A 17,582-nucleotide genomic window follows, 5' to 3' on the forward strand; every position below is an offset into this window, starting at 1 on the left:
TCGCACCCTTAGGAGACGATGCCTCGCCGTTGGGTATCGTTGCTGCTCAACCGGACGCCTCGATGCGCGCGCAACCAGGGGCAGCGAACGTCATCCAGGAGAACAGGACGAAAATGGCTGAGCAACCGACTGGCCCGACGAAGACGCGGACGCGCTCGGAAGACATTCAGGCGCATTACGACGTCTCCGACGAGTTCTTCGGCCTGTTCCAGGATCCGTCGCGGATCTACAGTTGCGCCTACTTCGAGCGCGACGACATGACCCTGGAAGAGGCCCAGTACGCGAAGATCGACCTCAACCTCGACAAGCTTGACCTCAAGCCCGGCATGACCCTGCTCGACATCGGCTGCGGGTGGGGCAGCACCATGAAGCGCGCCGTCGAGCGGTTCGACGTCAACGTCATCGGCCTGACGCTGTCCAAGAACCAGCACGCCCGCGCCGAGGCGTTGCTCGGGTCCATCGACACCGGTCGCTCGCGGGAGGTGCGGCTGCAGAACTGGGAGGACTTCTCCGAGCCGGTCGACCGCATCGTGTCGATCGAGGCCTTCGAGCACTTCGGCCACGAGAACTACGACGACTTCTTCAAGCGGACCTACGAGATCATGCCCGCCGACGGCCGCATGACCGTCCAGAGCAGCGTCAGCTACCACCCGTACGACCTGGCCGCGCGGGGCAAGAAGCTGAGCTTCGAGACGGCGCGGTTCATCAAGTTCATCGTCACCGAGATCTTCCCCGGCGGCCGGCTGCCCTCCACCCAGATGATGGTCGATCACGGCGAGAAGGCCGGTTTCGTTGTGCCCGAACCTCTTTCGTTGCGGCCGCACTACATCAAGACCCTGCACATCTGGGGTGACACGCTCGAGTCGAACCGGGACAAGGCCATCGAGGTCACTTCCGAAGAGGTCTACAACCGCTACATCAAATACCTGCGCGGCTGCGAGCACTACTTCACCGAGGAGATGCTCGACGTCAGCCTGGTGACCTACCTCAAGCCCGGCGCGGCCGCCTGAATTCCGCGGCGCCTGTCGGATCGGCGCTGCGCGGTTCGTCGAGTAGGTAGAGAGTGGAGCAGACGGCTTCGCTCACTTACCGGAGGTGACGACCATGCAGTACTTCGCCTTGTTGATCAGCAAGGAGCAGGACCGTACGCCCGACGATGCCGCCGCCGCGATGGCGGCATTCGAGACCTTTCACGCCAAGGCCGGGCCGGCGATCAAGGCCGGTGACGCGCTGGCGCCCGCCGCGGCCGCAGTGGCCATCACCGGCGGTCCCGACGCGCCGACGGTCACCGACGGCCCCTTCGCCGAGGCCGCCGAGGTGGCATGCGGCTATTACATCTTCGAAGCCGAAAACCTCGACGAGGCGCTTGCGCTGGCGCGCGACGTCCCGGTCGCCGCGTTCGGGGCGGTGGAGCTGTGGCCGGTGGTCCACGCGGTCGAGCCGTCCCGCGCGCTCACCGGCAACGACTGGCTCGCACTGCTGCTGGAGCCCCCCGAATCCGCGCACACACCGGGCACCCCGGAGTGGGAGGCGGTGGCGGCCAAGCACGTCGATCTGCACGCCGCCGCCGGCGATCACGTGATCGGCGGCGCCGCGCTGCACGACCGGACCACGGCGACGACCGTGCGGGTGCGCGACGGCGAGGTCCTCATCACCGACGGGCCGTACGCGGAGGGCGCCGAAATCGCCACCGGGATCTACCTGTTGAGCGCCGCCGACCGTGACGAGGCCGTCAAGATCGGCTCGATGATCCCCGCCTCGGCAGTGCACCTGCGCCAGCTGGCGGGGGTCTCCGGCCTGTAGGCAGATGGCCGACCTGGACGGCGTCTTCCGCCGGGAGTGGGGCCCGGCCGTGGCCGCGCTCGCGCGGTGGTCGGGTGACCTCACCGTCGCCGAGGACGCCGTCCAGGAGGCCTGCGCCGAAGCGCTGCGCACCTGGCCGCGCGACGGGGTACCCGTCAACCCGGGCGGTTGGCTGGTGACCGTCGGCCGTAACCGCGCCCGCGATCGCCTGCGCCGCGAATCCGTGCGCCCCGGAAAGGAATTGGCCGCCGTGCTGGACGACATCAGGGCACGCACCGAGCACACCGACCCGCATCCGGTTCGCGATGACGAGTTGCGGATGATGTTCACCTGCGCGCACCCGGCGCTGGACCGGCAATCGCAACTGGCGCTGACGCTGCGGCTGGTGTCCGGCCTGACCGTCGTCGAAATCGCCCGCGCTCTGTTGCAGACCGAGGCGGCGATCGGCCAGCGAATCACGCGCGCCAAGAACAAGGTTCGGCACGCCAACATCCCGCTGCGCGTCCCGCCCGCCGAGCTGCTGCCCGAGCGCACCCCGCACGTGCTGGGTTGCGTGTATTCGGTGTTCACCGAGGGCTACTGGTCGACCGCGGGCCCGTCGGCCATCCGTGACGACCTGTGCGACGAAGGGATCCGGCTGGGCGGCGAGCTGTGCGCGCTGCTGCCCTCCGAGCCGGAGGCGCACGCGCTGTCCGCCCTGATGCTGCTGCACGATTCGCGACGCGCGACCCGGGTGGACGGGTCCGGGATGCTGGTGCCGCTCGAGGATCAGGACCGCCGCCGGTGGGACCGCGCCCGCATCGCCCGCGGGCTCGAGCGGTTGCGGCGGGCCCAGGGTTCGACGGGCGCCTATCTGCCCCAGGCGGTGATCGCCGCCCTGCATGCCACGGCCCCGTCCTGGGAGCACACGGACTGGAGCGCCATCTGCTCGGCCTATGACCGGCTGTGGCAGATCACCGGTTCGCCGGTGGTGGCCGCCAATCGCGCGCTGGCGATCGGGTTTCGCGACGGTCCCGACGCCGGGCTGGCGGCCCTGGACGCCGTGGCGGGCGATCCGCGGCTCGCCCGCTCGAACCTCGTCGCGACCGTGCGCGCCGACCTGTTGCGCCGCGCGGGCCGACCGGCCGATGCGCTCACCTGGTACCGAACGGCGTTGGAGTCCAACGGGTCTGAGCCGGGCCGGGCGTTCCTGCGTCGCCGCATCGCCGAGTGCGGGGGCTGACGCTCACCCGCGAGCAGACGCAGAATCGCACCGCCGGGGCGATTATTGTGCGATTCTGCGTCTGCTCGCGAGAAAAACTCAGGCCTCGGAGAAGTTGCGGGTGACCGCCGGGTCCACCGGAATGCCCGGGCCCGTCGTCGTCGACACCGTGATCTTCTTCAGGTAGCGGCCCTTCGACGCGGACGGCTTGAGCCGCAGCACCTCGTCGAGCGCGGCGCCGTAGTTCTCGGCCAGGGACTTCTCGTCGAAGGAGGCCTTGCCGATGACGAAGTGCAGGTTGGCCTGCTTGTCGATGCGGAAGTTGATCTTGCCGCCCTTGATGTCGGCCACGGCCTTGGCGACGTCGGGGGTGACGGTGCCGGTCTTGGGGTTCGGCATCAGGCCGCGCGGGCCGAGCACCCGCGCGATGCGACCGACCTTGGCCATCTGGTCCGGGGTCGCGATCGCGGCGTCGAATTCCAGCCAGCCGCCCTGGATCTTCTCGATCAGGTCGTCGCTGCCGACGATATCGGCGCCGGCGGCCTGCGCCTGCTCGGCCTTGTCGCCGACCGCGAACACCGCGACCCGGGCGGTCTTGCCGGTGCCGTGCGGCAGGTTCACCGTGCCGCGGACCATCTGGTCCGCCTTGCGCGGGTCGACGCCCAGCCGGATCGCCACCTCGACGGTGGCGTCCTGCTTGCTCGACGACGTTTCCTTGGCGAGCTTGGCCGCCTCCAGCGGGGAGTACAGGCTGTTGCGGTCCACCTTCTCGGCGGCGGCGCGGTATGCCTTGCTGTTCTTGCTCATTGATTCATCCAATCTGGTGTTGGGTCGTGGTTACCGGGCCGAAGCCAGCCCTCCCACGGGGTGATGCGGGGTACTACTCGACGGTGATGCCCATCGACCGGGCGGTGCCGGCGATGATCTTGGCGGCCGCGTCGATGTCGTTGGCGTTCAGGTCGGCCTTCTTGGTCTCGGCGATCTCCTTGACCTGATCCCAGCTGACCTTGGCGACCTTGGTCTTGTGCGGCTCGGCCGAGCCCTTGCCGACACCGGCGGCCTTGAGCAACAGCTTGGCGGCGGGCGGGGTCTTGAGCGCGAAGGTGAAGCTGCGGTCCTCGTAGACCGTGATCTCGACCGGGATGACCTGACCGCGCTGGTTCTCCGTGGCGGCGTTGTACGCCTTGCAGAACTCCATGATGTTGACGCCGTGCTGACCGAGCGCGGGCCCGACCGGCGGCGCCGGGTTGGCCTGCCCCGCCTGGATCTGAAGCTTGATCAGCCCGACGACTTTCTTCTTCGGGGCCATGAGATGTTGTTCGTTCCTTCCTGGTTTGTGCCCGGCGGATGCGCCGGTTTAGAGCTTGGAGACTTGGCTGAAGGTCAGTTCGACCGGCGTTTCGCGGCCGAAGATCGACACCAGCACCTTGAGCTTCTGCTGCTCGCCGTTGACCTCGCTGATCGTGGCGGGCAGCGTCGCGAACGGCCCGTCCATGACCGTCACCGATTCGCCGACCTCGTAGTCGACCTCGATGGTCGGACGTTCCAGCCCGCCGGCCTCGGCGGCGGTGGCGGTGGCCGCCGCGCCCTTGGCGGCCTTCTTCGTCGCGCCGCGCGGCAGCAGGAACTTGACCACGTCGTCGAGCGTCAGGGCCGACGGTCGCGAGGTCGCCCCGACGAACCCGGTGACCCCGGGGGTGTTGCGCACCGCGGCCCAGGAGTCGTCGGTCAAGTCCATGCGCACCAGGATGTAGCCGGGCAGCACCTTGCGATTGACCTGTTTGCGCTGGCCGTTCTTGATCTCGGTGACCTCTTCGGTGGGCACCTCCACCTGGAAGATGTAGTCCCCGACGTCGAGGTTCTGCACACGCGTTTCGAGGTTGGCTTTGACCTTGTTCTCGTATCCCGCGTAGGAGTGGATGACATACCAGTCGCCGGGCTTGCTGCGCAGTTCCGCCTTGAGCGCGACGGCCGGGTCGGCCTCTTCGGCCGGCTCGTCGGGCGCCCCGGCGGTGTCGGTGGTCTCGTCCGTGGTCGCGTCGGTGGCCCCGGAATCCGCCGAGGTGGCCGCGTCGCCCGAAACCTCAGCAGCCGCGGAAGCCTCGGCGGCTTCGGAGGCTTCGGTGGTCTCTTTCAGGTCGACCGCGTCACCCGCGGACGGGTCACCGTCGAAGGTAGTCACGGTGTGAGTCCTCTCTGTCACTTTGAAGGCGGCGTCACTTTTGAAAGCGGCGTCGCTCGCTCAGCCGAACACCAACAGCACCAGCTTGGTCAGGCCGAAATCCGCCAGGCCGACCAGCGCCACCATGAAGGCCAGGAAGGCCAGCACGACGGAGGTGTACGTGAGCATCTGCTTGCGGTTGGGCCAGATGACCTTCCGCATCTCCGCAACGACCTGCTTGAGGTAGTTGTAGACGAACACGAACGGGTTGGCCCGACTGTCCGCGGACTTCTTCAGCTTGGCCGCTTTCTTGGCCCCGCCGGACTTGGAGGCGCCCTTCTTGGCCTTTTCCTTGCCGGAGACCTCGAGTTCGTCCGGCGACCCGGCGTCGGCGTCCTCGCCGGCGTCGGCCGCCTTCTGGCGGGACCGCTTACCGGTTGGGCGCTGTGGCCGCGCCACCACCGCCGTCCGGACGCCGCTCGCGCGGCCGTCCGTGGTGTCAGTGCCGTCGCTTGCGGCGTCGTTGGCAACGTCGCCTTCGTCGCTCACCGCACGCTCCTTTGTTTGCTAGTACCCCGAGAGCCGTCCCATCGGTGGCGGCACGTCTTCCAGTGTCCACCATGGCACAGTCCTGGTGTCCGGTTCCTCCTCAGGCCGCGGGCCTGCGTCGTCACCAGACGCTCGAATCCGGTGTCCCGTCCGTCTTCAGCAGGGGCGACAGGACTTGAACCTGCAACCTGCGGTTTTGGAGACCGCTGCTCTGCCAGTTGAGCTACGCCCCTTCGCGGTTGGCAGGCCAACCTGCGCTTACCTACCGGGGCTTACATGACACGCGCGCCTTCCGATTGCTCGACTCACGGAAAGCGCGCTGGTGCTGGGAAAACCCCGAGGTCCGAGTGTACATCGGACGAGGAGTCAGATACTAATTACGCCGTTCTGACGACCTGGCCGGAGTCCGGATCCCAGCGCAGGTTCGCGGAGTTGTCGGCGTACTGACCCATCAGCGTGGTGTATGCCTCCAGGACCACCTCGTCGTGCTCGTTGGTGCAGATGTTCTTGGTGACGACGATGTCGGCGCCGAACCGCTCGTCCACCGAAACGATGTCCATGCGGGCCCACAGCTTGTCGCCGGCCTTGATCGGCTTGGTGAACACGAACCGCTGATCGACCTGGACGATCACCAGCGTCTCCATGCCGATGTCGACGTGCCGGAAGAAATCCAGCTGAACCAGCTTGGCGAAGATGGTCCCGAAGGTCAGCGGCGCGACGATCGCGTCGTGGCCGAGATCGGCGGCGGCGTCTTCGTCGTAGTGGGCCGGGTGACGGTTTTTGATGGCCAGCGCGAACTGACGGAGTTGTTCCCGCCCCACGACGAAGTAGTCAGGGTAGCGCCAGATCATCCCCCTGATGTCTGTCTTGAGCGCCATGGGCCTACGCGAGTGTCGCGGACGCGATCGCCCTGCCGAAGATCTTCTTGCCGCCGGTGGTGGCCGTGAGCGCGATGGTCACTGACTTGGTCTCCGGGTCCGCCGACTTCACCCGGCCGCTGAAGACCAGCTCGGCGCCCTTGCCGTCGTTGGGCACCGGCACCACGGCGGTGAACCGCACGTTGTACTCGGTCACCGCGCCGGGGTCACCGATCCAGGCGGTGACGTAGCCGCCGCCGATGCCCATGGTCAGCATGCCGTGCGCGATCGCGGTGTCCAGGCCGACGACCTTGGCCATTTCGTCGTCCCAGTGGATGGGGTTCAAGTCGCCAGATACGCCCGCGTAATTGACCAGATCCTGCCGGGTCAGCGGGTAGGTCTTCTCCGGAAGCTGGTCACCCACCTTCACGGAGCTGAACTCACGCAGTGGCATCAGTAAATCCCTCTTCTCCATCTTCGCCGGCACGGCCCGCCAGGGTCGTGTAGGTCTCTTGCACGACGTCACCGGCAGCGTTGGTGATGACATTCTTGGTGACGATGATCTGGGTGCCGTGCGACACGCGCACCGAGTCCACGTAGACGTCGCAGTAGAGCTTGTCCCCGGCGACGAGTGGCGCGAAGAATTTCAGGACCTGGTCGACCTGAACGATCTGGGCGTCCTGGACGGCGACGTTGGCGTGCTTGAAGAACGCCGTCTGCGCCATGTAGCCGAACACGCAGACGAAGGTCAGGGGGGCCGGCAGCCCCTTGTAGCCGAGTTCGGCCGCCGCCTTTTCCTCGAAAAACGCCGGGTCGTCGTGTTTCACGGCGACCGCGTACTCGCGGATCTTCTCCCGCTCTACCTCGTAATGATCGGGGTAGCGGTAGTGCATCCCGACGATGCTTTCGGTTAACGCCACGATTCTTAAACTACCTAGTCAGTCGGAATAAACGCTGGCGGGGCGCCGCTAGCGTGTCTCCCGATGCGCCTGGTGCTTACCGCAGTTGGGGCAGAACTTCTTCAGCTCCAGTCGGTCCGGGTCGTTCCGGCGGTTTTTCTTGGTGATGTAGTTGCGGTGCTTGCACACCTCGCATGCCAAGGTGATCTTCGGCCGTACGTCGGTACTGGACGCCATGACGGTTCTCTCTCGATTCTTGAAAAGATCTGGTGCTGTTCTGTTGTAGCGATGGCCGGACTCGAACCGGCGACCTAACGATTATGAGTCGTTCGCTCTAACCGACTGAGCTACATCGCCTCTGGCCACCCCGTTTTGGGGTCGGGGCCGCCACGCCTGCTCGGCGTCCGCCGAGCCCCCTAACGGAATCGAACCGTTGACCTTTTCCTTACCATGGAAACGCTCTACCGACTGAGCTAAGGGGGCCGTTCACCCGAAGCGATCAGTCGCGCGGGCCTAAAAGAGGGTACAACCTGGCTCGCAACGGCACCAAACCACGAGTACCGCAGCTCACCCGCTCTCGCCGGAGCGGCGGGGCTGCCACGCGTTGAGGTCGCTGAACTCGTCGTACTCGGCGTCCTCTTCGGCGGCAGCGCCCTCACGAAGCAGGGTGCGCAACGCGAGATTGACTGCCTCGCGCGCGTCGGCGACACGGAAACGTTGGATCGCCTCATCGACCAGATCGAGGTCGACCTCGATCTCGACCTTCTTCTTCATGCGCCAACCATACCCACTGGAAACGAGCCCAACCCGGTGCTCAGAAGCGGTGTCGCACCGAAGCCGGGCGGCGCGAACGAAGCGGCGGCGGACTACCCGCGGGCCCGCCGCGATCCGCGTCCTAGTCTGGTCACGTGTCAGATGACCGGCTGTACTTCCGTCAACTGCTCTCCGGCCGCGACTTCGCCGCCGGCGACATGTTCGCGACGCAGATGCGCAACTTCGCGTACCTGATCGGCGACCGGCAAACCGGGGATTGCGTGGTCGTCGACCCGGCCTACGCCGCCGGTGACCTGCTCGACACGCTCGAGGCCGACGGCATGCGCCTGTCCGGGGTGCTGGTGACCCACCACCACCCCGACCACGTGGGCGGATCGATGATGGGCTTCTCGCTGCAGGGCCTGGCCGAACTGCTGGAACGGGCACCCGTGCCGGTGCACGTCAATACCCATGAGGCGCTGTGGGTTTCGCGCGTCACCGGGATCGGTCTGGGCGACCTGACCGCGCACGAGAACCACGACAAGGTCAGCATCGGCGACATCGAGATCGAGTTGCTGCACACCCCCGGCCACACCCCGGGCAGCCAGTGTTTTCTGCTCGACGGCCGCCTGGTCGCCGGTGACACGTTGTTCTTGGAGGGCTGCGGGCGCACCGACTTCCCCGGCGGCGACTCCGACGAGATGTACCGCAGCCTGCAGCGGCTCGCGACCCTTCCCGGTGACCCGACGGTGTTTCCGGGGCATTGGTATTCGGCTGAGCCCAGTGCCGCGCTGTCGGACGTCAAGCGGTCCAACTATGTGTACCGGGCGGCAGACCTTGACCAATGGCGAATGCTGATGGGTGGCTGATCGCTCGATGGTGACCATTCGGCGTCCTGCCCTGTGATATAAGCGGAGGGTGTATGCCATGGGTTGGATCCAGGACAGCTGGCATGGGGTCACGCACGTCGGGTCCAGCACCTGGATAGCGTGGGCAGCGTGGGCGGCGATCGCCCTCGCCGTCGTCACCCTGGTCTTCACCAACCGCCAGATCAGCCGCAATCGCCGCGCGGCGGCGGAGCAAACCCGCCCGCACGTCGGGGTGTTCATGGAACCGCATCCCGCCGACTGGCACGTGATCGAGCTCGTGGTCCGCAATTTCGGCCAGACCGCCGCCTATGACATCGAGTTCTCGTTCGTCAATCCCCCGACGGTGGCCGAATACGAAAGCGCCACCGACGGCTACGCCGACGTCGTCGAACTGCGTCTGCCCCGTGAGCTGCCCGTGCTGGCGCCCGGCCAGGAATGGCGCCTGGTGTGGGACTCGGCGCTCGACCGCGCCGAAATCGGCAGCGGCATCGAATCGCGTTTCACCGGGACCGTCAGCTACTACGACCGCCCCGCCCAGCCGCGGCGGCGACTCTGGCAACGCGAGCGTTCGCCGCTGCACACCGAGGTGGTGCTGGACTGGGACGCCCTGCCACCCGTGCAGCGCATCGAGTTGATGACCACCCATGACCTCGCCAAGCGGGAGAAGGAAAAGCTGGAGCTGCTGCGCGGCCTGCTGACCTATTTCCACTACGCCAGCAAGGAGACCCGGCCCGAGGTCTTCCGCAGCGAGATCGAACGGATCAACGCCGCGGTTCGGGAAACCCAAGACCGATGGCGCACCCGCCAACTCGACGAACCCACCGATGTGAGCCTGCGCTGGAGTAACGCCGAAGACGATCTGGGCAGACACCACAACCAGTCCGCCTGACGGCGAGGAGCAGGAGCACCCATGACCGCCCCGGTCCACTACAGCACCAAGGACTCCATCGCCGTCATCAGGATGGACGACGGCAAGGTCAACGCGCTGGGCCCGACCATGCAGCAGGCCCTGGGCGACGCGATCGACCAGGCGGAGCGGGACAACGCCGGGGCGCTGGTGATCACCGGCAATGAGCGGGTGTTCAGCGGCGGCTTCGACCTGAAGATTCTCACCTCCGGCGAGGTGCAGCCCGCGATCGACATGCTGCGGGGCGGGTTCGAGTTGGCCTACCGGCTCCTGTCGTTTCCGAAGCCGGTGGTGATGGCGTGCACCGGCCACGCGATCGCGATGGGGGCGTTCCTGTTGTCGGCGGGCGATCACCGGGTGGCCGCCCACGCCTACAACATCCAGGCCAACGAGGTCGCGATCGGGATGGTCATCCCCTACGCCGCGCTGGAGATCATGAAGCTGCGGCTGACGCCGTCGGGGTATCAGCAGGCCGCGGGGTTGGCCAAGACGTTTTTCGGTGAAACCGCCCTTGCCGCAGGCTTTATCGATGAGATCGTGCTGCCCGAGATGGTGCTGGACCGCGCCGAGGAAGCCGCCACCGAATTCGCCGGCCTCAATCAGCGCGCGCATGCCGCCACCAAGTTGCGCACTCGCGCCGACGCCCTGGCCGCCATCCGCGCCGGAATCGACGGGATCGAAGCCGAATTCGGGCTCTGAGCCGCTGAGCGCGCCGGGCCCAGGTGGTTTCGCGGCCCGCTGCCGGGGAAGTCCTGGCCTGTGGCTATTGATCGCATCGCGGACCCCTGGGGCACGCGCACCCCATATGAGCCGGGCACCCGATGGCCGGACCGAGTCGACACCTACCTGGCCGACGGGATCACCGCCGAGTCGGTGGATCGCTGGGTGCAATCGGCGGCGGTGCTGCACTCCAACGGCGACGGTCTGGACATCGCCGTCAAGGACGGCCGGATCGTGGGCGTGCGCGGGCGCGCCGTCGACCGGGTCAACCATGGCCGGCTCGACCCCAAGGATTTGTTCGGCTGGCAGGCCAACGCCTCCGCCGACCGGCTCACCACCCCGATGATCAGGGAGCACGGCGAGCTCAAGCCGTGCGACTGGGACACCGCGATGCGGCGGATCGTCGACCGCAGCAAGCGGCTGCTCGACGGCTACGGCCCCAGCTCGATCGGCTTCTACACCTCCGGGCAGTTGTTCCTCGAGGCCTACTACACGCAGGGCGCCATCGCGCACGGGGCGATCGGCACCAACCACGTCGACGGCAACACCCGGCTGTGCACCGCGACGGCGGCCGAGGCGCTGAAGGAATCGTTCGGCTGCGACGGCCAGCCGGGGTCCTACACCGATGTCGACCATGCCGACGTCATCGCGTTGTTCGGGCACAACGTCGCCGAGACGCAGACCGTGCTGTGGGCGCGGATGCTGGACCGGCTGGACGGCGGCGCGCCGCCGGCGATCGTCTGCGTCGACCCGCGGCTGACGCCGGTCGCCCGGCGCGCCACCGTCCACCTGGCGCCGTTGCCGGGCACCAACGTCGCGTTGATGAACGGGCTGCTGCACGAGATCGTCGGCAACGGCTGGATCGACCAGGACTACATCGACTCGCACACAGTGGGTTTCGACGAGCTGCGCGGCCGCGTCGAAGGGTTCGGACCCGAGCGGGTCGCCGAGATCTGCGGCGTGCCCGCCGAGGACATCCGGCATGCCGCCCGGCTGCTGGGCACGGCGCAGCGGCTGCTGTCCACCGTGCTGCAGGGCTTCTACCAGTCGCACCAGGCCACCGCGGCGGCCGTGCAGGTCAACAACATTCACCTGGTGCGCGGCATGCTCGGCAAGCCCGGCTGCGGCGTGCTGCAGATGAACGGGCAGCCGACGGCGGAGAACACCCGCGAATGCGGCGCCGACGGGGATCTGGCCGGTTTCCGCAACTGGTCCAACGACTCTCACGTCGCCGAGTTGGCCGAGTTGTGGAACCTCGAGCCCCTGCAGATTCCGCACTACGCCCCGCCCACGCACGCCATGCAGATGTTCCGCTTCGCCGAGGAGGGGACGCTGCGGATGTTGTGGGTCACCGCCACCAATCCTCTGGTGTCGCTGCCGGAGCTGGCCCGCATCCGCGACATCTTCTCCCAGGAGCGACTCTTCCTCGTCGTGCAGGACATCTTCCTGACCGAAACCGCCGCGCTGGCCGACGTCGTGTTGCCCGCCGCGGCGTGGGCCGAGAAGACCGGCACGTTCACCAATGCCGACCGCACCGTGCACCTGTCCGAAAAGGCGGTCGAGGCACCGGGTTCCGCGCGCTCGGACCTCGACATCTTCCTGGACTACGCGCGCCGGATGGACTTCCGCGACAAGGACGGTCAACCCTTCCCGCCCTGGACCGATGCCGAGTCGGCGTTCGAGGCGTGGAAGAAATGCAGCGCGGGCCGGCCGTGCGACTACACCGGCTTGAGTTACGAGAAGCTGCGCGGCGGCAGCGGCATCCAATGGCCCTGCAACGCCGAACATCCCGACGGCACCGAACGGCTCTACGCCGACGCGAAGTTCTGGGCGAAACCCGACTATTGCGAGGCGTACGGCAAGGACCTGATCACGGGCGCCCCGCTGCAGCCCGACGAATACCGCTCGATGAACCCCTACGGCAGGGCGATCATCAAGGCGGCCGAATACGTCCCTCCCCATGAGCCGACCAGCCCGGAGTTCCCGTTCGCGTTGATCACCGGCCGCACCGTCTACCACTTCCACACCCGCACGAAAACCGCACGGGCACAGCAACTTCAGCAGGCCGCACCCGAGGTGTGGGTCGAGGTGTCGCCGGGCGACGCGCGCCGGCTGGGCATCGCGGAGGGTGAGCTGGTCGAGGTGAGCACGCCGCGCGGCTGCGTCATGGGCCCCGCGCGCATCTGCGGCATCCGCGACGGCGTGCTGTTCGTGCCCTTCCATTACGGCTACTGGGACACCGGAGCAGGCGGTCATCACCGGGCCGGTAACGAGCTCACGATGACCGATTGGGATCCGGTGTCCAAGCAGCCGATCTACAAGACGGCCGCCGCCCGGCTGCGGAAAAGCCGGGTGCGGCGAGTAGGTGGGAACGGCGCCGCTGCCGCGCCGCCCGCGGCGGTTGCCGAAGCCCTGCCGATGGGGGGTCAGGCGTGAAGCTCAAAATGGCGCTGCGCGAACTGCACCGCTCCGAACGCAAACTGGCCCACGAACTCAACGTGGTCGCCGCGCGACACCACAGCGACCAGGACGTCTGCCACCTGGCGCAGGACCTGGCCGGGTGGTCACGCCATCACCTCGCCGAACTGGCGCAGCACGGCCGCCATTACGGCCTGCACCTGTCCGCCGATCCCCGCACCGGCGCGATCACGGGTTTTTGGCAATCCCGGCTCAGCGGGCTGCTGCGGCACCGGCCGGAGCCGGGCCTGGTGCTGCTCGCCGACCTGCGCCGGATTCACCGGCTGTCGGCGGGGGTGTCGCTGGATTGGGAGCTGCTGGCCCAGGGCGCCCAGGCGGCCAAGGATTCCGAACTGCTGGGCCTGGCCTCGCGCTGTCATCCCGAGACCCTGCGCCAGATGCGCTGGGCCAACGCGATGCTCAAAGAGCTTTCGCCGCAAGTGTTGATGAACTGAAACGGCGAACGCGGTGGCCACCATCAGCGGCCACCGCGTTCGTCTCGCCTCCTCGCCGCCAGTCTGGCACGTGCGCGCCGAGCCGTCACTTCACCCGGCGGGGCGACGGTTTACCCGGAACCGGTCCAGATATGCCGGCCAGTCCCACGTCGACAGGAACGCCTGCGCCGCGGCATAGCCGCTCTGGTACAGCTCTTCGAGGCGGCCCCTCGAGATGTCGAAGTCGAGCACGCCGACATCGGTCGATTCGACCGGGATCGCGCGCGCCGCGACCCACGGTTGGCTGAGATGGGTCTGGTCGTGGCCGGCCAGCATGGTGGTGACCAGGCTTTCCAGCAACGCCGTCTGTTCGAAGAAGCGCAACGGTTTCAGCGCCGGCATCACGGCGCCGATGCCTTCGGTGAGCCTCGGCAGGACCGTGACCCCGAACGTCGGCCAGCGCGGCGCCCTGCCGTCGGGCCGGTCGAAGGTGTCGATGGGGAAATTCGACAGCACGCCGCCGTCGACGAGGGTGGACGTCGTGCCGTCGGCGCCGGTGAGCTTGAGCGGGCGGTAAAAGAACGGAATCGCCATCGAGGCGCGCACCGCGTCGGCCACCGGCTGCTCGTCGGGGTCCAGGCCGTAGAGCCGTCGATAGTCCCACGGGAACCGCACCAGCTGGGCCGCGGTCAGGTCGGCGACGGTGACCACCAGCTTGTCGCGCCGCCCGTCGAGCAGGCCGTCGTCGTCGAGGTGCAGATCGCCGAAGCAGGTGACCCCGAAGTTCTTCAACTCGCTGCGAATCCAGTCGTGGGCCACGTCGCCGCGGTACATGCTCGAATCGGTGACCAGCCCCCAGGCCGCCCCGAGGTAGGGGACGGGCCCGGCGTCGCGCCACTTACGCAGGGGGACCGAGAAGGCGAGCTCCTTGACCTGCGCGCCGGTCAGTTGACCGTCGTTGGAGCCGGCCGCCAGGATCGCCGCGACCACCGAACCGGCCGAGACGCCGGACACCCGTTTGATCGAATACCCGGCATCCATCAGCGCGACGATCGCGCCCACCAGACCGATGAATTTGACGCCCCCGCCGGAAAGCACGAGATCAACGGGCTTCGGGTCGTCTGCCTCGGGTCCCATCTATTGCTCCGACGAAACCCATTGGTAGGGAAGGAATTTCCCGTCGAACGTGACCACGACGCGGTCACCGGACGGGTGCGACATCTTCTGCACGTCGACGCTGAAGTTGATCGCGCTCATGATCCCGTCGCCGAACTGTTCGGCAATCAGCTCCTTGAGGGCGCCGCCGTACACCTGCAGCGCCTCGTAGAAGCGGTAGACGGTCGGGTCGGTCGGCACCGAGGTGGGCAGGCCACCCCGCATGGGCGCCGCGGCCAGCACGGGCACCGCCGACTCGTCGAGGCCGAGCATCTCGGCCAGGACCTTGGCCTGCTCGACCGGGATCGGGTGCTGTCCGAGCAGCGCCGCCGTGGTCCACACCACCGGCCTGTCGACGGCGTCGGCCAGCTGTTGCCACGTCAGCCCCTTCGCCAGGCGCGCGACGACGATCTGTTCGGTGAGTTCGCTTCTCGTCATGGGTCCCAGCATGCACGCCGCCGTCAGCCCGGTTTGGTCGCGGTGACCAGCGGCGTGGAGAACCACGGGCCGCCGTACCACATCCGCCAGCCGAGGTTGCGCCGCCGCACATTGCGCCAGCCCAGTTCGCGCAGCCGCTCGGCGTGCTGACGCGTCTCCCACAGGTCCGCGATCGCGAGCCGGCCGCCCGGCCGCAGCACGCGCACGGCTTCGTCGAGCGCCTGTCGCCGGCCGGCGTGGCCGTCGATGTTGTGGATGGCCAGGTTGCTCACGACCACATCGACGCTCTCGTCGGCCAGCGGCAGCGCGGTGATGTCGGCGGTGTGCACCTCGACGCGATCGGCGACGCCTTCGGCGACCGCGTTGGCCAGCGTGGCCTGCCGCGAGTTGTCCGTCTGGTCCGCCTGCCACAGATCGACACCGATCGCGCGGCCCCGCGGCAACCGCTTGGCCGCGGCCAGCAGCACCGCGCCACGCCCACACCCGAGGTCGAGCACCGTCTCGTCGCCGGCGAGCCGCAGATCGCGCAGAACCCGGTCCCACACAACGAATTTCCCGGACCGCGTCGCGTACATGTACAGGAGCGCGTTCCCCGCGATGCCGGCGCTCGACGCCGCGGCCAGCGCCGCCCTGAGCCGCTTCCCGCGCGCCCAGCTGATCCCCGCCCACACGGCCAGGGCGGCGGCCTGGGCGCCGATGCCTATCGCCTGGGTTCGTGCCGAGACTTTGTGAAAGGACCCGTCGACCCCGTAATCGCCCTGATGGTCATGCACGCCCCTCAGCTTACGACTGAGCAAGTCGCCGAGGGTTTTTCACGCTCTCACCACCGGCCGCGATGCACGACCTCGGAAAACGGCCGGCGATTCGGGGTGCGGATCGGGCGCAGCGGACGATCGGCGGGATAGCCCACCCCGAGCAGGAAAGCCACCAGGTGATCGTCGGGAACGCCCAGGATGGCGCGTGCTTTCTCCTGATCCCCCACCGACGAGTGACCGGTCCCGATCCCCAGGTCCGTGGCCGCGATCATCATCGCCATGGTGGCCTGGCCGATGTCGTAGTTGTCGGTGACCACCCGGCGCTCGTCGGGCGGCACCGGCGCCACGATCGCGATCGCGGCCGGCGCCGCCGCGATGTGGCCGGCGCCCCGCCAGACCGTGGACAGCTCCTGCAGCTGGGCGCGGTCGGTGACGATGACGAAGTCCCAGGGCTGACGGTTTTTGGCCGACGGCGCGCGCCAGCCGGCTTCGGCGATCCGGGTGAGGTCCTCGTCGGTGATCGCGCGCGGCTGATACTCGCGCACGTTGCGCCGCGCACAGATCGCGTCCCAAGCGTCCATCTGATCCCCTCCCGGTCGGCTGTTTTCCCCAGTATCGACGACGCTCGCCGAAGTTTGCGCACGGCCAAATCGGGAAAATCCTGGTGAACCACCCGGGCCTGCCGCTCGTGAACAACCGAATGCCCCCAAGTCAGAAAGGCGGGTAGCCGCCGTGGCAGACAACCTGACGCCGCACTTCGAAGAGGTCCAAGCCCACTACGACCTGTCGGACGACTTCTTCCGGTTGTTCCTCGACCCGACCATGACCTACAGCTGCGCATATTGGGACCGCGGCCGAGATATCACGCTGGAAGAGGCGCAGCTGCGCAAGATGGACCTCTCGCTGGGCAAGCTGGGACTGCGGCCGGGGATGACGCTGCTGGACGTGGGCTGCGGCTGGGGCGGCACCATGCGCCGCGCGATCGAGAAGTACGACGTCGACGTCATCGGGTTGACGCTGTCGGCCCACCAGGCCGCCCACGTGCAGAAGCTTTTCGACGCGATGGACACCGAACGCAGCAGGCGGGTACTGCTGCACGGCTGGGAGGAGTTCGACGAGCCGGTGGACCGGATCGTCTCCATCGGCGCCTTCGAGCACTTCGGGTACGACCGCTATGACGACTTCTTCGCGATGGCGCACCGCGTCCTGCCCGACGACGGGGTGATGCTGCTGCACACCATCACCATGCTGACCCCGCAGCAGATCGTCGAGCGCGGCCTGCCGATGACCGAGGAGCAGACCAGCTTCAACCAGTTCATCGCCACCGAGATCTTCCCCGGCGGCCAGTTGCCGGCGATCGAGATCGTCGAGTTCCACGCGTCGAAGATGGGTTTCAACCTGAAACGCCGGCAGTCGCTGCAGCTGCATTACGCCCGGACCCTCGACCACTGGGCCGAGGCGCTGCAGGCCCACCACAGCGAGGCCGTCGCGATCCAGTCCGAAGAGGTCTACCAGCGCTACATGCGCTACCTGACCGGGTGCGCCGACGCGTTCCGCACGGGCTACATCGACGTCAACCAGTTCACGCTGGCGAAGTAGGCGCCCGGCCCCGAGCGCCGGGGTT

The 17,582-nt window shown here is 67.5% G+C and carries 21 protein-coding genes, 3 tRNA genes and 1 pseudogene; 9 read left to right on the forward strand and 16 right to left on the reverse strand.

The window, feature by feature from the left end:
• Nucleotides 1-113 precede the first annotated feature (113 nt).
• From mmaA4 to AC0KTM_RS21125, 3 genes are all read left to right on the forward strand, one after another.
• The gene (gene mmaA4, locus AC0KTM_RS21115; protein WP_225328324.1) at nt 114-1,010 is read left to right on the forward strand and encodes a hydroxymycolate synthase MmaA4; all 897 of its coding nucleotides are present in this window, start codon (nt 114-116) and stop codon (nt 1,008-1,010) included.
• Between the two features lie 94 nt (nt 1,011-1,104).
• A complete protein-coding gene (locus AC0KTM_RS21120; protein WP_225328325.1) occupies nt 1,105-1,803 on the forward strand; it encodes a YciI family protein in 699 nt (232 codons plus the stop codon).
• A gap of 4 nt (nt 1,804-1,807) precedes the next feature.
• A complete protein-coding gene (locus tag AC0KTM_RS21125) occupies nt 1,808-3,025 on the forward strand; it encodes an RNA polymerase sigma factor (protein ID WP_238956854.1) in 1,218 nt (405 codons plus the stop codon).
• A gap of 78 nt (nt 3,026-3,103) precedes the next feature.
• Here AC0KTM_RS21125 and rplA read toward each other — a convergent pair whose 3' ends face one another.
• From rplA to AC0KTM_RS21185, 12 genes are all read right to left on the reverse strand, one after another.
• Nucleotides 3,104-3,811: a 50S ribosomal protein L1 gene (gene rplA / locus AC0KTM_RS21130; protein ID WP_472416589.1), complete on the reverse strand. Its 708-nt coding sequence runs from the start codon at nt 3,809-3,811 to the stop codon at nt 3,104-3,106.
• Between the two features lie 73 nt (nt 3,812-3,884).
• Nucleotides 3,885-4,313, reverse strand: a complete 429-nt coding sequence (rplK, locus tag AC0KTM_RS21135; RefSeq protein ID WP_007767860.1) for a 50S ribosomal protein L11 — start codon at nt 4,311-4,313, stop codon at nt 3,885-3,887.
• A gap of 48 nt (nt 4,314-4,361) precedes the next feature.
• On the reverse strand, nt 4,362-5,186 hold the full coding sequence (nusG, locus tag AC0KTM_RS21140; protein ID WP_225328328.1) for a transcription termination/antitermination protein NusG: 825 nt from the start codon (nt 5,184-5,186) through the stop codon (nt 4,362-4,364).
• Nucleotides 5,187-5,246: 60 nt separating this feature from the next.
• Nucleotides 5,247-5,714, reverse strand: coding sequence for a preprotein translocase subunit SecE (gene secE / locus AC0KTM_RS21145; RefSeq protein ID WP_225328329.1), 468 nt, complete (start codon nt 5,712-5,714; stop codon nt 5,247-5,249).
• 160 nt (nt 5,715-5,874) lie between these two features.
• Nucleotides 5,875-5,947 (reverse strand) — tRNA-Trp (locus AC0KTM_RS21150).
• A gap of 144 nt (nt 5,948-6,091) precedes the next feature.
• Nucleotides 6,092-6,592 (reverse strand): (3R)-hydroxyacyl-ACP dehydratase subunit HadC, encoded by a 501-nt coding sequence (gene hadC / locus AC0KTM_RS21155; protein ID WP_238956857.1) that lies wholly within the window; start codon nt 6,590-6,592, stop codon nt 6,092-6,094.
• 4 nt (nt 6,593-6,596) lie between these two features.
• Nucleotides 6,597-7,025, reverse strand: a complete 429-nt coding sequence (gene hadB / locus AC0KTM_RS21160; RefSeq protein WP_067170032.1) for a (3R)-hydroxyacyl-ACP dehydratase subunit HadB — start codon at nt 7,023-7,025, stop codon at nt 6,597-6,599.
• Nucleotides 7,012-7,491 carry a (3R)-hydroxyacyl-ACP dehydratase subunit HadA gene (hadA, locus tag AC0KTM_RS21165; protein WP_472416591.1) on the reverse strand — a complete coding sequence of 160 codons (480 nt, stop codon included), beginning with the start codon at nt 7,489-7,491 and terminating at the stop codon, nt 7,012-7,014. The genes hadB and hadA overlap by 14 nt, the downstream gene beginning before the upstream one ends.
• A gap of 48 nt (nt 7,492-7,539) precedes the next feature.
• On the reverse strand, nt 7,540-7,707 hold the full coding sequence (gene rpmG / locus AC0KTM_RS21170; RefSeq protein WP_003898538.1) for a 50S ribosomal protein L33: 168 nt from the start codon (nt 7,705-7,707) through the stop codon (nt 7,540-7,542).
• A 46-nt stretch (nt 7,708-7,753) separates the two neighbouring features.
• Nucleotides 7,754-7,827: transfer RNA gene (locus AC0KTM_RS21175), tRNA-Met, on the reverse strand.
• Between the two features lie 53 nt (nt 7,828-7,880).
• Nucleotides 7,881-7,953, reverse strand: a tRNA-Thr gene (locus AC0KTM_RS21180).
• Nucleotides 7,954-8,037: 84 nt separating this feature from the next.
• Nucleotides 8,038-8,244 (reverse strand): type II toxin-antitoxin system VapB family antitoxin, encoded by a 207-nt coding sequence (locus AC0KTM_RS21185; protein ID WP_225328332.1) that lies wholly within the window; start codon nt 8,242-8,244, stop codon nt 8,038-8,040.
• Nucleotides 8,245-8,378: 134 nt separating this feature from the next.
• On the opposite strand from AC0KTM_RS21185, the gene AC0KTM_RS21190 reads away from it, so the two are divergent.
• From AC0KTM_RS21190 to AC0KTM_RS21210, 5 genes and pseudogenes are all read left to right on the forward strand, one after another.
• Nucleotides 8,379-9,092 (forward strand): MBL fold metallo-hydrolase, encoded by a 714-nt coding sequence (locus tag AC0KTM_RS21190; RefSeq protein ID WP_238956858.1) that lies wholly within the window; start codon nt 8,379-8,381, stop codon nt 9,090-9,092.
• 58 nt (nt 9,093-9,150) lie between these two features.
• A pseudogene (locus tag AC0KTM_RS21195) lies at nt 9,151-9,989 on the forward strand (hypothetical protein); the annotation flags it as partial.
• Nucleotides 9,990-10,002: 13 nt separating this feature from the next.
• On the forward strand, nt 10,003-10,698 hold the full coding sequence (locus tag AC0KTM_RS21200; protein WP_238956859.1) for a crotonase/enoyl-CoA hydratase family protein: 696 nt from the start codon (nt 10,003-10,005) through the stop codon (nt 10,696-10,698).
• A 60-nt stretch (nt 10,699-10,758) separates the two neighbouring features.
• Nucleotides 10,759-13,155, forward strand: a complete 2,397-nt coding sequence (locus AC0KTM_RS21205) for a molybdopterin oxidoreductase family protein (protein ID WP_472416593.1) — start codon at nt 10,759-10,761, stop codon at nt 13,153-13,155.
• The gene (locus tag AC0KTM_RS21210) at nt 13,152-13,631 is read left to right on the forward strand and encodes a hypothetical protein (protein WP_225328336.1); all 480 of its coding nucleotides are present in this window, start codon (nt 13,152-13,154) and stop codon (nt 13,629-13,631) included. The genes AC0KTM_RS21205 and AC0KTM_RS21210 overlap by 4 nt, the downstream gene beginning before the upstream one ends.
• Before the next feature lie 90 nt (nt 13,632-13,721).
• Here the strand turns inward: AC0KTM_RS21210 and AC0KTM_RS21215 are convergent, their stop codons facing one another.
• Genes AC0KTM_RS21215 through AC0KTM_RS21230 form a run of 4 tightly spaced genes read right to left on the reverse strand, consistent with a single transcriptional unit; the run spans nt 13,722 to nt 16,539 of the window.
• Nucleotides 13,722-14,747: a patatin-like phospholipase family protein gene (locus tag AC0KTM_RS21215; RefSeq protein WP_238956861.1), complete on the reverse strand. Its 1,026-nt coding sequence runs from the start codon at nt 14,745-14,747 to the stop codon at nt 13,722-13,724.
• A complete protein-coding gene (gene cynS, locus AC0KTM_RS21220; RefSeq protein WP_472408530.1) occupies nt 14,748-15,203 on the reverse strand; it encodes a cyanase in 456 nt (151 codons plus the stop codon).
• 23 nt (nt 15,204-15,226) lie between these two features.
• Nucleotides 15,227-15,976 carry a class I SAM-dependent methyltransferase gene (locus AC0KTM_RS21225; RefSeq protein WP_472416595.1) on the reverse strand — a complete coding sequence of 250 codons (750 nt, stop codon included), beginning with the start codon at nt 15,974-15,976 and terminating at the stop codon, nt 15,227-15,229.
• Between the two features lie 47 nt (nt 15,977-16,023).
• On the reverse strand, nt 16,024-16,539 hold the full coding sequence (locus tag AC0KTM_RS21230) for a nitroreductase family protein (RefSeq protein ID WP_225328340.1): 516 nt from the start codon (nt 16,537-16,539) through the stop codon (nt 16,024-16,026).
• A 151-nt stretch (nt 16,540-16,690) separates the two neighbouring features.
• Between AC0KTM_RS21230 and AC0KTM_RS21235 the strand changes: the two genes are divergently transcribed.
• Nucleotides 16,691-17,557 (forward strand): cyclopropane mycolic acid synthase family methyltransferase, encoded by an 867-nt coding sequence (locus tag AC0KTM_RS21235; RefSeq protein ID WP_225328341.1) that lies wholly within the window; start codon nt 16,691-16,693, stop codon nt 17,555-17,557.
• The last annotated feature ends 25 nt before the right edge of the window (nt 17,558-17,582 follow it).

The sequence above is a fragment of the Mycobacterium sp. NTMscope_Eco_3 genome (assembly GCF_976985685.1).

What these genes read in the sequence shown, in the direction of transcription:
- mmaA4 (WP_225328324.1), top strand. Translation starts at nt 114, where the DNA reads ATGGCTGAGCAACCGACTGGCCCGACGAAGACGCGGACGCGCTCGGAA.
- AC0KTM_RS21120 (WP_225328325.1), top strand. Translation starts at nt 1,105, where the DNA reads ATGCAGTACTTCGCCTTGTTGATCAGCAAGGAGCAGGACCGTACGCCC.
- AC0KTM_RS21125 (WP_238956854.1), top strand. Translation starts at nt 1,808, where the DNA reads ATGGCCGACCTGGACGGCGTCTTCCGCCGGGAGTGGGGCCCGGCCGTG.
- rplA (WP_472416589.1), bottom strand. Translation starts at nt 3,811, where the DNA reads ATGAGCAAGAACAGCAAGGCATACCGCGCCGCCGCCGAGAAGGTGGAC.
- rplK (WP_007767860.1), bottom strand. Translation starts at nt 4,313, where the DNA reads ATGGCCCCGAAGAAGAAAGTCGTCGGGCTGATCAAGCTTCAGATCCAG.
- hadC (WP_238956857.1), bottom strand. Translation starts at nt 6,592, where the DNA reads ATGGCGCTCAAGACAGACATCAGGGGGATGATCTGGCGCTACCCTGAC.
- hadB (WP_067170032.1), bottom strand. Translation starts at nt 7,025, where the DNA reads ATGCCACTGCGTGAGTTCAGCTCCGTGAAGGTGGGTGACCAGCTTCCG.
- rpmG (WP_003898538.1), bottom strand. Translation starts at nt 7,707, where the DNA reads ATGGCGTCCAGTACCGACGTACGGCCGAAGATCACCTTGGCATGCGAG.
- AC0KTM_RS21185 (WP_225328332.1), bottom strand. Translation starts at nt 8,244, where the DNA reads ATGAAGAAGAAGGTCGAGATCGAGGTCGACCTCGATCTGGTCGATGAG.
- AC0KTM_RS21200 (WP_238956859.1), top strand. Translation starts at nt 10,003, where the DNA reads ATGACCGCCCCGGTCCACTACAGCACCAAGGACTCCATCGCCGTCATC.
- AC0KTM_RS21215 (WP_238956861.1), bottom strand. Translation starts at nt 14,747, where the DNA reads ATGGGACCCGAGGCAGACGACCCGAAGCCCGTTGATCTCGTGCTTTCC.
- cynS (WP_472408530.1), bottom strand. Translation starts at nt 15,203, where the DNA reads ATGACGAGAAGCGAACTCACCGAACAGATCGTCGTCGCGCGCCTGGCG.
- AC0KTM_RS21230 (WP_225328340.1), bottom strand. Translation starts at nt 16,539, where the DNA reads ATGGACGCTTGGGACGCGATCTGTGCGCGGCGCAACGTGCGCGAGTAT.